Raw genomic sequence first — 16,341 nt, 5'->3', positions numbered from 1 at the left:
ACTATTGATTTGAATAAATTTAATAATAGAAAAAGCTCTGAAGCTGCATAAAGCATATCCTCAGAACTTTTATTCTTAAATATGGATTAAACTATAAAAATTAAAAAATCCTCTAAATAAAAAACTGTTTTATTACTATAAAAAATATTATATTAATCCTACTTTTCTGTTATGGAATCTATAAGAAATACTATATATTCCTTAAGCTCTTCTTCGTTATTTATGTCTAAAGAGCCTTTAGTTTCCGTAAAAGTGCTGGACACAAGTCTGTTAACCACAGGACCTAATATTCCGGAAAAAAGCTGGAGGTATTTATAGTTTAAAAGTTTTTCCTCACTGCTGCCTATACATTCTGCTATTATCTCCTTAACTCTCAGCTGAAGTTCATTATTTAAATAAATCTTTTTAATAAGTGCAGGGTTATAGCTTTTATCTTCAGTGTACAGATTAATAATAAGGCCTATAACCGCAGGAAAGGAAAATATAAAATCCAGCATGTTTTCCGACCATAAAAGCAGTCTGTTCTTTGGAGGGATAATATCATTTTCCAGTATGCTCCTCTGCATTTCATATAAGAGGTTGGAATAATGCGTTTCTACTTCCTTCAGAAGATTAGTTTTATTTCCAAAATGGTAATTTATCGAGGCTACATTAACGCCGGCTTTTTCTGTTATTTCTCTTATGGTAACCTCGCCTTTAAGTCCGACTATATCAATGGCGGTCTGAAGTATTTTTGTTCTTGTATCTATAGTTTCATTAGACATATACAACCCTCATTTAACATAATAGAATAGATTTATAAATCTATGGTAGCACAATTAATTTTATTTATAAACCTGAAGATGGAGTTTTGTTCACTAAAAACTAAGTTTTATCCACAAAAAGGATATAAATAAAAAAATACTGTGGATAAAAGGCATCTTCTGCCCCTGTTATCCACAGCAAATGGAGTTTTATAGCTTAAATATTTTAATTGTTAGCGATAATGTTTCAACAATACTGTTAAGATCCTTTATGGAGTTTGCAAGCTCCATTATCACCGCCGCCTGTTCCTCCGTTGAGGCTGAAACCTCTTCAGTGGAAGCTGCCGTTTCCTCAGATATTGCCGAAATACTTTCAAATTCATTGTTTAAGGTATGCTTTTCATTTTCTACATTACTTAAAGAAGAGTTTATATTTTCAATTTGGGTTTTAATTTCCGCCATGTTTTCAGATATCTTCTCAAAAGCCTGCACTGTATGGTTAACGCTGTGATTTTGTTCCTTTACTGTTTCCTTTACAGTATCAGTTATGGTTACGGCATTTTCCGTCTTGGAAATGATATCCCCTAATATATCGTCTATTTCTTTAGCAGAAGCGGTGGATTCTTCGCTGAGCTTTCTGATTTCTTCAGCTACCACTGCAAAGCCTCTTCCCTGTTCTCCTGCCCTTGCAGCTTCTATAGAAGCATTTAATGAAAGGAGGCTGGTTTGTTCTGCTATGCTCTTAATAGCGTCGGTTATAACCACAATATTCTTTGAATTTTCCTGAAGCTCCTTGATTATGTCTATTATTTTTTCTATTTCTGTAGTGCTGATTTTTGTATTTTCATACAGTATATTTACAATCTTGTTGGAATTATCATTTATTATCATGGTATCTTCAGATTTAGCCTTCATTTCATTGGAATAGTTATATACCTTTCCAAATTCATCGCTTACCACTGAGAAATGATTTATAACGCTTTGAAGACTGCTGGATTGTACCTGAGTTCCTTCTGAAATCTGTTCTACGGTTTTTGAAACTTCTTCTATGGATGCTGCTGTAGTTTCAGAGGAAGCCAGTATATCAGAAGAAGTCTTGTTTACTGCTCCTATAATTCTGTTTATCTCTTCGATTAAGCTTCTTAGCCTGTTAACCATTAAATTAAAGCCCTGAGCCAGACTTCCTATTTCATCTTTAGATATTACGGTGCTTTGAACCGTTAAGTCGCCGCCGCTGGCGGTTTCCATGGTGGCAACCAATGAGGTTAAAGGCTTAATGAGGCTTTTAGATACTAAAATACTTATTATAAGCATTATTATCATAGCAGCAGCTGCCATTTGAAGGGTCTTGTTAAACAGGTCATCAGTAGGTTTATTTATATCTGCATCAAGTACTGCTGTGGATAAATACCATCCTGTTTGAGGTATCACCCCAATACTTTGTATTCCTTTATCCTCTTCTAAAACATAAGCACTATTTTCTACAGTTTTATCTGAATCCTGAGTTAATTCCTTTGAAATACGAGAGAAACTTTCCTCTACCACTGCTCTTCCCACAAGTTCCTGCTTAGGATGAGCCAGATAAACTCCTTTACTGTCTGCTAAAAAGGCAAAGCCTGTATTTCCTATTTTAGTCTCTGAAAGCTTTGCGGTAAGATATTCTACAAAAACTGAGTTTACTGCAACTCCTATAATGTCTCTTGCATCATTGAATACCGGAGCAGCAAAAAGGATTAAATGCTTGTTTGTAGCCTTGGAAATCACTGCGTCGCTTATGGCGGTTTCGCCCTTTAATGCCTTTTTAAAATAATCTCTTTCATTTATATTTATACCTAAATAGGCAGGATGGCTGCTTGTAAAGATATTTCCATTTTTATCAGCTATGAAAAGCTGTTCATGTGAGGTGGTAAAGTCATACTTTTTCTTTAAATATGTATTCATTTTATCCAGCTCAGCTTTATTTACTTTGAAGAAATTCTCAGAAGTATCTGCAAGCCTTAATGCAGAAAAGTTTTTAACATTTTCATCCAGAGAAAGAAGATTTACTATGTTTAATTCTGAGCTGATAAGAGTATTTAAATTCTGCTGGGATTGAATTGTGCTGTGCTCCACCTCTTCTCTGATCAAGTTTCCGACGGTTTTTGAGCTCTGCCAGTGGATAAGATAACTTACCGCCAGGAGAGATGCAAAAATTAATGTGGTAAATATCAACGGTATTTTTAGTCTTAATTTCATAATAACCCCCTAAATAAAATAAAATTAAATTATAAGTTTAACTTGATTATATAATGAATGATCCCACTCATTTATCTATATATCCTATATATTAATATTCGACTATCTTTCGAAGTATTTAACAGATTTTATAATTATTTCAGTAATATGATGAACTAAAATGCTGCCTTTGTGGAATAATGTAAAATATGCTATTATTCAAAGAGGTATAATTCCTTTAGATAGGATGTATAAGCTTCAGAATTATAACTATAGAAAAATAGGATTAAGAAGCAGCTTAAAATTTAATATATAAAGCTTAAAGGAAGATAAAATATGAAAGAAAATAAAAATGTCGATGTCAATAATGAAAAAGATAATATTACAACTCCTGATTCTTTGGTAAGGGAAGAAGAAACCTTAGATGATCTTCAGCTTAAAGGAATAAGGATAATTCAAAAAAAAGAAGCCTTCAGATTTGGAGTAGATGCTGTACTTCTTGCTAACTTTGCAAAGGTTAAAAACAAGCACAGGGTAATAGATATGTGCACCGGAACCGGTATAGTTCCTTTTATAATAGCAGGCAAAACAGAAGCTGAAAGCATAACCGGCATTGAAATTCAAAAGGAAATGGTGGAGATGGCGCAAAGGAGCACAGAGCTAAACCACCTTAATGACAGGATGAAATTTATTCATGGAGATATAAAGGATATAAAACTTCTTAAAGGGATGGAAAGGGCTGATGTGATTACGGTAAATCCTCCCTATAAGCTTAAAAATTCCGGTATATTGAATCCTGAAGATAAAAATGCCATAGCAAGACATGAGATTTTGTGTACCTTAGAAGATGTAATTTACGCTGCAAGAATTCTTCTTAAGGACAACGGAAGGCTGTTTATGGTTCATAGGCCGGAAAGGCTTGCTGATATATTGTGTATGATGAGAAAATATAAAATAGAGCCTAAAACTATAAGGATGGTTCATCCAAATACTAAAAAAGCACCTAACATAGTTTTGGTGGAAGGTCAGAGAGACGGAGGAGCTTATTTAAAATTTATGCCTCCTTTATATGTATATAAGGATGAAGGCGGTTATTCTGAAGAAATTGACAGGATATATGGAAGAGTATAAGGAGGGATATAAAATTGGGAAAGCTGTATTTAGTTCCTACCCCTATTGGGAATCTTAAAGATATAACCTTAAGAGCTCTGGAGGTTCTTAAAAATGCGGATATAATAGCGGCAGAGGATACCAGGCAGAGCCTTAAGCTTCTTAACCATTATGAGATAAAAAAGCCCTTAATAAGCTACCACCAGCATAATGAAGGGGATAAAAGCGAAGATATAATAAAGAGGCTTGAAGGAGGGGAGAATGTAGCTTTAGTTACAGATGCAGGAACTCCCGGAATTTCAGATCCAGGAAGTGTGATAGTAAATAAGTGCATAGAAAATAACATAGATTTTGAAGTCCTTCCCGGAGCCACTGCTATAACCACTGCTCTAGTGTATTCAGGCCTTGATACCTCTAAATTCATATTCAGGGGCTTTCTCCCCAGAGAAAATAAAGAAAGGCTTCCTATAGCTGAGGAGTTAAAGGAAAGGACAGAAACCATAATTTTCTATGAAGCTCCACACCGTCTAAGGGATACTTTGGAATTTCTGCTGAAGGAGTTTGGAAACAGGAACATAGCATTATGCAGAGAGCTTACCAAGCTCCATGAAGAGATAATAAGGCTTCCTCTTAATGATGCTTTGGAATACTACGAAAATCTGCAGCCAAGAGGAGAGTATGTGCTTGTCATGGAGGGGAAGAGCCTTGAAAAAATAGAGGAAGAAAGGCTTAAGCAGTGGGAGAAACTCACAATACCTCAGCATATATTAAAATACATTAATGAAGGGCTGAGCAAAAAAGAAGCGATTAAGCAGGTAGCTAAAGACAGGAATCTTCCAAAATCAGAGGTATATAGGCATTCAATTGATTTATAAACAATTTTTTAATACTTTAAGATTTAAATAAAAAGAAGGGCTGTGCCTGGATGATTGTTATCATCAGGCACAGCCTTTAAATTTCTTTTATTTGTCTGATTTAAGTTCGCCTAAGCAGTTTTTACAGATGTTTTTGCCTTTGTAGTTTACTACGTCTCTAGCGTCTCCGCAGAATATGCATGCAGGCTCATATTTCTTTAATATGATTTGCTCTCCATCAACATATATTTCTAGAGCATCCTTTTCTGCGATATCTAATGTTCTTCTTAGTTCGATTGGAATAACTATTCTTCCTAATTCGTCTACTCTTCTTACTACACCTGTGGATTTCATAAAACTCTTCCTCCTAATATTACATAATTCGACATCGTCTTATATTATTGTAACAATTTTGTAATAAACCGTCAAACATTAATTTATTTTTTTCTACTTATTACAATTTTTTTACCATATTTAACTTACTATAGATACTATACTACCATAAAATAGAAATGTCAATATATATAGAAAGATTATTTTAAAAAAATATTAATCATCCTTAAAGCCTTGTATTTATTGGTCTTTAATGATAATTTAATTTTGGAAGCAGAAGTGATTCTACTAAAAATTAACAGGAAATCTACATTAATTTTATAAAATAAATAAAATAGTAATAAATTGGGGATGAACTTTAGTTTATGTCGAAGGCTTGTCTTATAAGTTCCTTTTTATTACATAGCTGTGTTCATAAGGAATTAGTGCAGAAAAATTACTTCCATAATATAACCATTTAGTATTTTATATCATAATGCTTCTTTAGTTTTATGCATAAAACCTTCGTTAAACTGACATAATGTAAATTAATAGAAAAATTTTAATTGATTCTAATATTCAATTAGAAAATTATTTCTAAAATTTCCGATATACAATTTTTGAGAGAAGGCGTATAATATTTTCCTGTGGCATAAGTTTTCCACATATGTGCATAAATAAGCTAAGAAGTTATTCACATCAAATAATTCATTTTGTTAATAATTTGTTGAAAAATAACCTACTATTTCACAGGAAACCAACAACTTATCCACAAGGTGATTGTGGATAATGTTCATAACTCCTAGGTATGATTAAGTGTTATTCTCATGCTTGTGGAAAGTTATCAACAAAAAATGTGGATAACTAACCAATTTTTGTTGATAAGTCGCTTTTTAAGCGAGTTTAGCATTAAAACTAGCTTGTTGAAAATTTTCAGGACTATAAATAGCTGAATATAAATTTTACTAAAACTACAAATATTTAATTATGAATTTTACATGGTAAGGTTTACTTGAAAAGAGTTTTTTTATACTGTATAATATTATATTATAATAATAGACAATTACAACTACATTGAGGAGGTATATAGATGTCTAAACCTGAATTTGATATGGCTTATTTAATGAATTTAGCTGAAGAAATGTCTAAGAATAATATGGTGCCTTATGAAGACCTTCCTAAATATGATCTGTTTCTGTCTCAGGTAATAGATTATCTAAATGATAAGTTCACTGAAGATAAATACACAAATAATATAGTTCAAAACTACATTAAAAGTGAAATAATATCAAAGCCGGAAGACGGTAAAAAAAGGGGATATACAAAGCTCCACCTCGCTCAATTAGTTTTATTAAGCTATATGAGACCTGTACTTACCAGTGAAGAAATAAGAAAGGTTTTTAGACTTGCATTTAATGAAATAAACAACCGTGAAGATGATATTATTTCCTGGGAAGATGCATATAAGATATTTTCAGAAATCCATATGGATAGTTTTAAGGATTTTTCCTCCAATCCTTTTTTTAATGAGAAAAAGTTAAATGACATTGCTTCAAAGCTTAATCTAAAAGGAAGAGATCATGAGAGGATAATGCTTTTTCTTACGGTTATGTCGCTTATTTCTCAGGCCAGCGTGATTAAAAAGATGGTTCAAAGGCTTGTAAGTGAGTATAATGAATAAAAACTAGCAAATAATTTATGCCTGAAAGCTTAATAAATAATAAATTAAAGCCTGATTGTAAAAAAATATTTTCATAATCAGGTTTTTTATTTTGTAAAAACTATCCCTTGCTGCATATATAATTGGTGAAGGGAGTGATATAAATGGATCATATAGTAAATCTTATAGGTAATGTTGGATTTCCCATCGCTGTTTCTCTATATCTTCTGGTAAGGGTGGAACAGAAGCTGGAAGTACTGACTCTCACAATAAGCAACCTGGCTCAAATTATGAATTTACTCCATGAAGAGAAAAAACAAAGGTAGATTCATTCCTGAGAGAACATAAATCCGGTAAATAATAATTAATCCATATTTTTATAATTGCTTCTAAATTTATTTGGTTATATATAAAAATATTGAGAATAAATGGGATTAATTTATAAATAAGTTACCAAATCTTAACAGTTTGTTAATAGTAACATACTATAATATAAGTATTAAAGTATAATATTCCCCCTTAATTTATAATATCTCACCAACACGTAAGCCTTGTATTTAGGTTTACGTTTTTTTTTTATTTAAATTGACAAAATTCTATGTTTTTATATTTTGGACAAAACAATGCCGCTGAGCAAATTTATTAACAAAGCTCAGCGGTGGTAAACATATATCTGCGGGTTTTAAAATAATTATTGGATTTTTAATTTAACAGCTTCCAGAATTTTTAGTCATTACATTGAATTTAGTTCCAAATATACCTCTGCTATGGACTATTTTTGCATCTTCAAGAAGATATGAAAAATCTTTTTCTGCTACTATTTTTAATCCGTGTGCTTCAGTAACCTCATCATTTTCTCTTTGCTCATCCAGAGCAATTCCTAAAGTTGGACCGCCTCAGCCAAAACCACGTATTACTATTCTTGCTGCACTTTTTCCTTTTTCTTTAAGCTCTACCAGCAGACGTGCTGCTGTATCCTGACTAATATTAATATCCAAAATCTCACCTCCAAATACCCTCAAGGGGTATATAATATATTATATGCTTTACAATCACTACTGTCAAACAAATATTTGAAATTATTATATAATTGATTCTATAGTTACGCTGTGATTTTATTAGGATTAGCTGCAATATTCTATATAAGCGTTTCAACTGTTTCTATATTTCTATATAGATGTTTTTATATTTACTAATATTAAGATATAATATACATGTTAATTAGTGGTTTCATAAATATAAAAATTTTAATAATTCCTTTGAATTTTTAGGCTTTATGAGCTGCTTATACTATAGATTAAAATGAGGGATATTAATGTCTGATAGAGAAGTAAATATATCCGTACGGAATCTGGTGGAGTTTATTTTAAGAGAGGGAAGCATAGACAGTAAATTTATGAGCTCCTCAAGGGCCCAGGAGGGAACTAAGGCTCATCAGAAGCTTCAAAAGATCAACAGTACAGAATTTGAGAAGTATTCCAGTGAGGTTTATATAAAAAAGAGAATTCAGTATGAAAGCTTAAATATAGTGGTAGAAGGCAGGATGGACGGCATTATCGAAGAAGATGGGAAAAAGATAATAGAAGAGATTAAAAGCACTAATAAGGAGCTTTCTTATATAAATGAGGACTATAACCTGCTTCATTGGGCTCAGGCTAAGTGCTACGCTTTTATGTATGCTGATGAGCAGGGACTTTCAGAGATTTCTGTGATGTTGAGATATTATTCCCTTACCACTGAAGAGGTGAAAAGCTTTATTAAGCAATATAAAAAGGAGGAGCTTTCTGAGTTCTTTTATGGGATTTTGGATAAATACTATGTATGGGCGGAAAACACCCTGGAATGGGAAAGTATCAGAGATGGTTCCATTACAAAAACACCCTTTCCTTTTCCTTATTATAGAAGCGGTCAAAGAGAGCTTGCGGTAGCAGCTTTTGGAACCATTAAGGAAGGTAAAAAGCTTTTTGTTCAGGCTCCTACAGGAATAGGGAAGACCATATCCACTATATTTCCTGCAGTTAAAGCTATGGGAGAAGGAAAGGTCAGCAGGATATTTTATCTTACAGCAAAGACCATAACCAGAAGCGTGGCAGAGGAGTCTTTTCAAAAGCTAAAAGAAAAGGGTCTGAACTTAAAGGTACTTACTTTGACAGCAAAGGATAAGATCTGTTTCTGCAAAGGCGAAAGCTGCTCTCCGGAAGGATGCCCATATGCAGATGGACATTTTAACAGAGTAAATGATGCTATTTTTGACATAATTACCAATGAAGATTACTTTACCCGGGAAATAATCGAAAAATATGCAGAGAAGCACAGAGTTTGTCCTTTTGAGTTTTCTCTTGATATCGCCTTGTGGTCAGACTGCATTATATGCGATTATAATTACGCTTTCGACCCAAGAGTTTATCTTAAAAGATTCTTTTTGGAGGGAGCTTCCGGTGAGAAGTATGCCTTTTTGGTAGATGAGGCACACAATTTAGTAGACAGAGCAAGAGAGATGTTTTCTTCGGAGCTTATTAAAAGCGATTTTTTAAAGGTTAAGAAGCTTACAAAGGGAAAGGCTCCAGGTCTTTACAAGGCTTCCAATGCACTTAATTCCTATTTTATAGAACTGAGGCATATCTGCGAGGATGGTGGCAGCAGCTCTTTTGTGCAAAAGGAGGCTCCTGAGGATATTAATAAGCTCTTAAGGATACTTATGAGAGAGTCTGAAGAATATCTTACAAAGAATCCAAGCACAGAGGGTTATGAAGAGATTATGGAGCTGTTTTTTAAATGCAACGGCTTTGTAAATATCAGCGAGCTATATGATGAACACTACGTTACCTATGTTGATACCTCTGACAGGGAGGTAAAGCTTAAAATATTCTGTCTGGATCCTTCAAAGAATCTGAAAGAAGCAATGAAAAGGGCACGTGGAGAAATAATCTTTTCAGCCACGCTGACTCCTCTAAGTTATTTTCAAGAGATTTTAGGAGGGGACGAGGATGACTACAGGATGAGGCTTCCTTCTCCCTTCCCAAAAGAAAATATTGAAATAATGACAGCTCCAATATCTACCAGATATAAAAACAGACAGGATACTTATAACATCATAACAGATTATATATACAGCTTTGTAACGGTAAAAAAGGGAAATTATATGATATTCTTCCCTTCCTATGCCTATATGAAGGAAGTAACTGAAAGGTTTAAGGAAAGGTTCAACGATATTAGAAGCATTATACAGACAGGAGATATGAGCGAAGCTGATAGAGAGCTATTCCTTCGTGAGTTTAAAGAAGAGCCTGAGGAAACTTTAGTGGGCTTCTGCGTCCTTGGAGGAATATTTTCTGAGGGTATCGACCTCACCGGAGATAGGCTTATCGGTGCTGTGGTAGTAGGGGTAGGACTCCCTCAGTTAGGGCTTGAAAGAAATATAATAAAGGATTACTTTGATGAAGAAATGAGGAAGGGGTATCAGTATTCCTATATGTATCCCGGCATGAACAAGGTGCTCCAGGCGGTGGGAAGGCTTATAAGAACGGAAAGAGATAAGGGAGCAGCCCTTTTAATCGATGACAGATTTACAACCACAGCCTATGAAAATCTTATGCCTCCTGAATGGCTCCCCTATAAGCTCATAAGAAACAGGGAAGAGCTTAGGGATAATTTAAAAAGATTTTGGAATAATGCTGAAGAAAATAAGAATGACTAAATTAAAGCAAAGCTGAATAAGTTCCGAAAGGTTAAATTATTAATAAAAAGCCTCAGATGGTTTTTATAACATCTGAGGCTTTTTCATGGATTTTATTTCATTTAATTATTAAATCAAGCTGCTAATTTTGAAGAGCAGGATTTTTTAAATCCTTTAAGTGTCTTTTTTATGAAATTATTATATCGTAGCTGCAGCTGAAGTTCTGCCCCGGTGTAAGGCTTAACATTCCCGGTTTATTAGATATATCTCCGCTGAAGTCCTCATAGTCAGCATGTCCATGCCATGGCTCCAGGCAAAGGAAAGGAGCTCCGGTACTCATTGTCCACACTCCTAAATAAGGGAATTGAGAAAAATCCATAGTTACGCTTCTGGAATGCTTATCAGTTTTTATAGCTATGGTAGAGGATTTTAAATTTTGAAAAACTAAAGCATCGCTTTTAAATAAATCTAAGCTTAGAGGTATGGTATCAGCATTCTTAAGATAATCCTCTTCTCTTCTTTCAAAAAGACCTTCTGAATTTATTTTCATAAGCTTGAAGTCTTCCTTTTGGTCAAACTTTAGGTAGTAATCAGTGAAGGTCTCTCCTTCAAAAAGCGGGCACATGAAGGCAGGGTGGCCGCCGATGGAAAAATACATAAGCTTATAATCATCGTTATAGACCTTATATTCAACAGTTATTGTATCTTCCTTTAAAGTATATGTGATAACTAAAGTGAATTTATAAGGATATATTTCTAAAAGCTCGTCATTATAGGTTAATTTAAAGGAAATGCAGTGGGGAGTTTCTTTAATAACCTCATATTCATGAAGCCTTCCTAAACCGTGCTGTGGAAGTACGTAAGTTTTTCCTTCAGCTATGTATTCATTATTTTCCACTTTTCCTACAATAGGGAAAAGCACCGGAGCATGATACTTCCAATAAGTTTCGTTTCCATTCCATAGGTATTCAACATCGTCTTTTTTACTTTTTATAGAGGTTAATTCTCCTCCAAGGGCTCTGAAAGATACCTTTAATTTATCATTTTCTATAATATATTTCACAGCAAAATCTCCTTTCATAAAGTTAGTAATATAAAAGTAGCAAATTAATTGACTAAAATCAACTATCTAGAGAATAAGCGGTTTTAAGAAGGAAAAGTAATGTAACCTAATTGTAATAAATATGTAACACTAATGATAATTATTATTAGAAGATATACTCTATAATAAAGATGTAATGAAAATTACATAGCCGACAACAAATTAATTTAATTATTTAAAAGATTAATTCCCCTAATAAAGATTAATCCCCTACACTAACACACGGATACTTCCCTTCCCCGGGGAAGTATCCAATTTTTTTATAGCAAAATTTTATAACCTTTCATATCCAAATTTACAAATAAATCATTGTAACCGAATTGTAATAATGTTGTAACCTAAATGATAATAAACAGTATTTAATACCATGTATAATGAAGACATAGACAAAGATATTATAAATTCCCTTATAAAAATGCCCCTACATTAAAATTCACATAAACTATAAATGCAGTTACCATGTGCCTTACCCCAGGAGCATGGTATTGCAGCTTAAAGGGTATTTTTAAACAAATTGTTAAAATTTAATATTTAAACAATTTCCCAATTTAATCCCTTAAAAACATACAATACACCCTAAACTTCCTAAAGACTCCTGTTCCCCTACAGGAGTCTTATTATTTTCAAAAACAACTAAAAACTATAAACAAACAACCCCCGCCAAGAGTTTGCTTAAATTTAGAATCAAAAAAATCCGAAGGAATTACCTCCGGATTTTCTGCACTATTTAAATTCTAAATTTCTCTTTAATTACTCTCTTACTTCTTGCTTCCTGAAGATTTACTGGATCCAGAACTTTTTCCAGTGGAGTTTCCTAAGTCCGGTTTGTTAGGATTTCCCGGAGTAGGTTTTATATCTTCGAAAATATATTCATACATCTGTTTCTTCGTCATTTCTTTGTTAAATAACAGATACCAAACTCCGCCTATAGTTTTTCCGTCATTGTATCCGTCTACGGGGAATCTTTCCTGTTCAAGGTTAGCCATTCCGGATTTTAAAACGTTGGTACCTGCTGCTATGAGCTCTTTTGAGTCTAGGCTTGTTTTAACATATGGAAGAAGCTTATTTACCATTACAGGATACTTTGTGATTCCTGCTGTTTTAATCTTTTCAAACATCCCTGATAAAACTCTTCTCTGTCTTTCCGTTCTTTCATAATCTCCATCACCTACATATCTGATTCTGGAGTAAGCCACCGCCTGCATGCCGTTTAGTGTTTGAGCACCGTAATTTTTTAAGTATGGAGGCTTTGTATTCTTAAGCACTGCTAAATCGTGGATATAATCATTAACAAGCTTTAATTCATTTTTCTTAATTTCTATATCTACTCCGCCCAGTGCGTCTATAATTGCTTCCAATCCGTCATAATCCACAAGGACGAACTCTGTTATATTTAATCCGAAGTTCTGGTTTACCGTCTTTATAGCAAGCTCAGGGCCTCCGTATGCATAGGCATGGTTTAATTTATCCTTTCCGTGGTTGTCGATGCTTACATAGGAATCCCTCATAAGTGAGGACAGCTTAACTTTTTTATGTCTTGTGTCAATAGACAGCACCATCATGGCATCTGAACGGCCTTTATCCTTATCGTCTCTCTTATCAATACCCATTAAGAGTATATTGGTAACGTAGTTTCTGTTTAAAAAATTATCTGATTCTTCAATTCCCAAATCCGAAAAGTTTTTAGAAATTTCTGTGGTGTTCACCTTGCCTAATATATTTAATGTATAGAAAGCGCCGTAGCCTATAGCAAAGAGAAGCAGAAAAAAAGTGGTTAAAAGAATAAGCTTTAAAGCTCTTTTTTTCTTTTTCTTCTTTTTTATATGCCTTACCTTTCTTCTTTTTATTTCATCTCTATTATCCTTCATTTATTGTTTACCTCGCTTAAATAATTTCTTAAACCTTAATAAATTAACCATGGGTGGTTATAATTAAGGTAACAGCACTATGTTAAAAGCTATACAATATCTTACTACATTATACTACGATTAAAAAATTAAAAAAACCTGAAATTAATTGAAATTTCATAATTTGTCTTTATGTAATCGAGTACAATACAATTTTTTAATGAAAGTTATATTGTAAACAAAAAATTAATGGAAAAGTTGATTCTGTTATGTTATAAATTGTAGTAGGATTGTAAGGAATCTTGAAGGAGAAAGGACTATGATTAAGGAAAATCAAAAGGTATTAAATAAGATTTTAGTATTATTGGACATCGTATCTCTGGTTGCAGCATTTGTTATTTCTTGGTACTTAAGGATGAGGAGCGGTTTTATTCCTCTTGAGGTAGGTTATTTATCCTTTAGAGAATATCTTTTGCCGATATTAATGATTATTCCTATATACCTTGTAATTTACAATTATGTGGGGCTCTATGATCCTTTTAGATTGAAAAGTATGTATGACGAAATCTACGGTGCTGTTAAAGGAAATGTTTACGGAATAATAGTCTTCACTGTGGTGCTGTTTATAGGTAAAGAAATACACTACTCAAGAATTTTGTTACTATTATTTGGTATAATTTCCACTCTGTTTGCCTGCTGTGAAAGGGCGATAGCAAGAGGAGCCTTACGGAAAATCAGAAGGAGCGGCTATAATCAGAAGCATATTATTTTCGTGGGAGGAAGTTATCTGGCTGATGAGTTTATGGAAAGACTCCGAAGCAATAAGCACTGGGGATATGTAGTCATGGGAGCACTAGATGATAATCTTCCTGTAAACAGCAAAACCCCTGAGAGCGTGGATATAATAGGAAGTCTGGCTGACCTTGAACCCTTTTTAGAACAGCATAATGTAGATGAGGTTTTTATAACGCTGGATTTAAAGGAATATTTTAAGCTTAAGCCTGTTATAAGGATCTGTGAAAAATTTGGGGTGAGAACCCAGATAATACCCGGATACTATAAATATATACCTGCCAGGCCTTATGTAGAGGAGCTGGATGGACTTCCGGTTATTAATATAAGGTATGTTCCCTTAGACAATATACTGAATAAAACTATAAAGCGGGGCTTTGACATTTTAATGTCCTCTATAGGAATAATTTTAACCTCACCGATACTTATATTTACAGCTTTAATGATAAAGATAACCTCTCCAGGTCCAATAATCTTTAAGCAGGAAAGGGTTGGGCTTAATAGAAAAAGCTTTACTATGTATAAATTCAGATCTATGTAGATGCAGGTAGATGAGGAGGAAAAAACCGAATGGACCACAAAAGATGATCCAAGAAAGACCAAATTCGGTACCTTTATCAGAAAAACCAGTATAGATGAGCTTCCACAGCTTTTCAATGTTTTAAAGGGAGATATGAGCCTTATAGGACCAAGACCTGAAAGACCCTTTTTCGTTGAAAAGTTTAAAGAGGAAATACCTAAATATATGGTAAAGCATCAGGTTAGACCGGGGATTACCGGATGGGCTCAAGTAAACGGATGGAGAGGGGATACCTCTATAGAAAAAAGGATAGAATATGATATTTATTACATAGAAAACTGGAATTTTCTTTTTGATATAAAGATAGTTATACTTACTTTAGTTAAAGGCTTTATTAACAAGAATGCCTACTAAGTCAGCAGTAATAGACATTTTTCTGCACATAAAGTATAATTACATAGTCAGATGTGTTAGAATATTTAATAAAAAACAGCACAAATTATTAATAAAACCATAAGTTTTATTTTAATGCATCGGCTGTTAATATTGAAGAATGAATGTGAAAATGGAGGAACTTTATATGAAAGGTATTATATTAGCTGGAGGCTCAGGTACAAGGCTATATCCAGTTACTAAAGCTATGTCAAAACAGATGGTGCCTATTTATGATAAGCCAATGATTTATTATCCTATGTCAGTGCTTATGCTGGCAGGTATAAGAGAAATACTTATAATTTCAACTCCAAGAGATCTTCCTCAGTTTAAGGAGCTTTTTGGAGATGGCAGTGAGCTTGGCTTAGACATTCAATATGCTGAACAGGCTGCACCTAACGGACTTGCAGAAGCCTTCATAATAGGAGAAGAATTCATAGGGGACGATCACTGTGCCATGATACTTGGAGATAACATATTTTACGGCTACGGTTTTACAGGCACCCTTAAGAAGGCTGCTGAGCTTAAAGAAGGGGCAATGGTCTTCGGATATTACGTACAAAATCCAAAAGCCTTTGGTGTAGTTGAATTTGATAAGGATTGGAATGTATTATCCCTTGAAGAAAAGCCTGAAAATCCAAAATCCCATTATGCTGTTCCGGGGCTTTATTTTTACGATAATACTGTAGCTAAAAGAGCCAAAGCATTAAAACCTTCAGCCAGAGGCGAACTGGAAATCACAGACTTAAACAGAGAATATCTCAATGAAGGAAAGCTTAAAGTAAACCTTCTGGGAAGAGGTATGGCTTGGCTGGACACAGGAACACATTCCTCCATGCTTGAAGCTTCAAACTTTGTAGAAGCGGTTCAAAATGTACAGGGAACCTATATTGCTTGTTTAGAGGAAATATCCTATAGAAATGGATGGATAAGCAAAGAGGAAATTCTCAAGCTTGCTGAACCTTTAATGAAAACAGGCTATGGTCAGTATTTAACTCAAATAGCGGAAGAATATCCAGATAAAACAAAATAATTCAGATAATAAATTTTTAATTAGTATATTTAAATGAAATTTGAAG

The 16,341-nt window shown here is 33.7% G+C and carries 11 protein-coding genes and 1 pseudogene; 7 read left to right on the top strand and 5 right to left on the bottom strand.

Features of this window, described 5'->3' with window-relative positions; translation table 11 throughout:
- Positions 1-158: 158 nt before the first annotated feature.
- Complete coding sequence (locus TA89_RS11950) at positions 159-764, bottom strand: TetR/AcrR family transcriptional regulator (protein ID WP_040213646.1); 606 nt, start codon at positions 762-764, stop codon at positions 159-161.
- Positions 765-953: 189 nt separating this feature from the next.
- Positions 954-2,978, bottom strand: coding sequence for a methyl-accepting chemotaxis protein (locus TA89_RS11945; RefSeq protein ID WP_040213645.1), 2,025 nt, complete (start codon positions 2,976-2,978; stop codon positions 954-956).
- A gap of 315 nt (positions 2,979-3,293) precedes the next feature.
- Between TA89_RS11945 and TA89_RS11940 the strand changes: the two genes are divergently transcribed.
- Positions 3,294-4,088, top strand: a complete 795-nt coding sequence (locus TA89_RS11940; RefSeq protein WP_052447473.1) for a tRNA1(Val) (adenine(37)-N6)-methyltransferase — start codon at positions 3,294-3,296, stop codon at positions 4,086-4,088.
- Positions 4,089-4,096: 8 nt separating this feature from the next.
- The gene (rsmI, locus tag TA89_RS11935) at positions 4,097-4,942 is read left to right on the top strand and encodes a 16S rRNA (cytidine(1402)-2'-O)-methyltransferase (RefSeq protein ID WP_040213643.1); all 846 of its coding nucleotides are present in this window, start codon (positions 4,097-4,099) and stop codon (positions 4,940-4,942) included.
- Between the two features lie 87 nt (positions 4,943-5,029).
- Here rsmI and TA89_RS11930 read toward each other — a convergent pair whose 3' ends face one another.
- Positions 5,030-5,275 carry an AbrB/MazE/SpoVT family DNA-binding domain-containing protein gene (locus tag TA89_RS11930; protein WP_040213642.1) on the bottom strand — a complete coding sequence of 82 codons (246 nt, stop codon included), beginning with the start codon at positions 5,273-5,275 and terminating at the stop codon, positions 5,030-5,032.
- Positions 5,276-6,323: 1,048 nt separating this feature from the next.
- Here TA89_RS11930 and TA89_RS11925 point away from each other — a divergent pair.
- The 3 genes from TA89_RS11925 to TA89_RS11920 all read left to right on the top strand — a co-directional run bounded on the left by TA89_RS11925 (position 6,324) and on the right by TA89_RS11920 (position 10,590).
- Complete coding sequence (locus tag TA89_RS11925; RefSeq protein WP_040213640.1) at positions 6,324-6,914, top strand: DUF1836 domain-containing protein; 591 nt, start codon at positions 6,324-6,326, stop codon at positions 6,912-6,914.
- Positions 6,915-7,057: 143 nt separating this feature from the next.
- Positions 7,058-7,219 (top strand): YvrJ family protein, encoded by a 162-nt coding sequence (locus TA89_RS18045; RefSeq protein ID WP_082023930.1) that lies wholly within the window; start codon positions 7,058-7,060, stop codon positions 7,217-7,219.
- A 989-nt stretch (positions 7,220-8,208) separates the two neighbouring features.
- Positions 8,209-10,590, top strand: coding sequence for an ATP-dependent DNA helicase (locus tag TA89_RS11920; protein WP_040213639.1), 2,382 nt, complete (start codon positions 8,209-8,211; stop codon positions 10,588-10,590).
- Between the two features lie 166 nt (positions 10,591-10,756).
- On the opposite strand, the gene TA89_RS11915 is transcribed toward TA89_RS11920, so the two are convergent.
- On the bottom strand, positions 10,757-11,632 hold the full coding sequence (locus TA89_RS11915) for an aldose 1-epimerase family protein (protein ID WP_040213638.1): 876 nt from the start codon (positions 11,630-11,632) through the stop codon (positions 10,757-10,759).
- Positions 11,633-12,429: 797 nt separating this feature from the next.
- Positions 12,430-13,539: an LCP family protein gene (locus tag TA89_RS11910; RefSeq protein ID WP_082023929.1), complete on the bottom strand. Its 1,110-nt coding sequence runs from the start codon at positions 13,537-13,539 to the stop codon at positions 12,430-12,432.
- A gap of 298 nt (positions 13,540-13,837) precedes the next feature.
- On the opposite strand from TA89_RS11910, the pseudogene TA89_RS11905 reads away from it, so the two are divergent.
- Positions 13,838-15,244 (top strand): annotated as a pseudogene (locus TA89_RS11905) (undecaprenyl-phosphate glucose phosphotransferase).
- Between the two features lie 166 nt (positions 15,245-15,410).
- Complete coding sequence (rfbA, locus tag TA89_RS11900; protein WP_040213636.1) at positions 15,411-16,295, top strand: glucose-1-phosphate thymidylyltransferase RfbA; 885 nt, start codon at positions 15,411-15,413, stop codon at positions 16,293-16,295.
- Positions 16,296-16,341 lie beyond the last annotated feature (46 nt).

The organism is Clostridium polynesiense, assembly GCF_000820705.1.
Lineage (GTDB): Bacteria > Bacillota > Clostridia > Clostridiales > Clostridiaceae > Clostridium_AA > Clostridium_AA polynesiense.
Note: the sequence above shows the minus strand (reverse complement) of the source record. Positions and strands in the feature narration are given on the sequence as shown.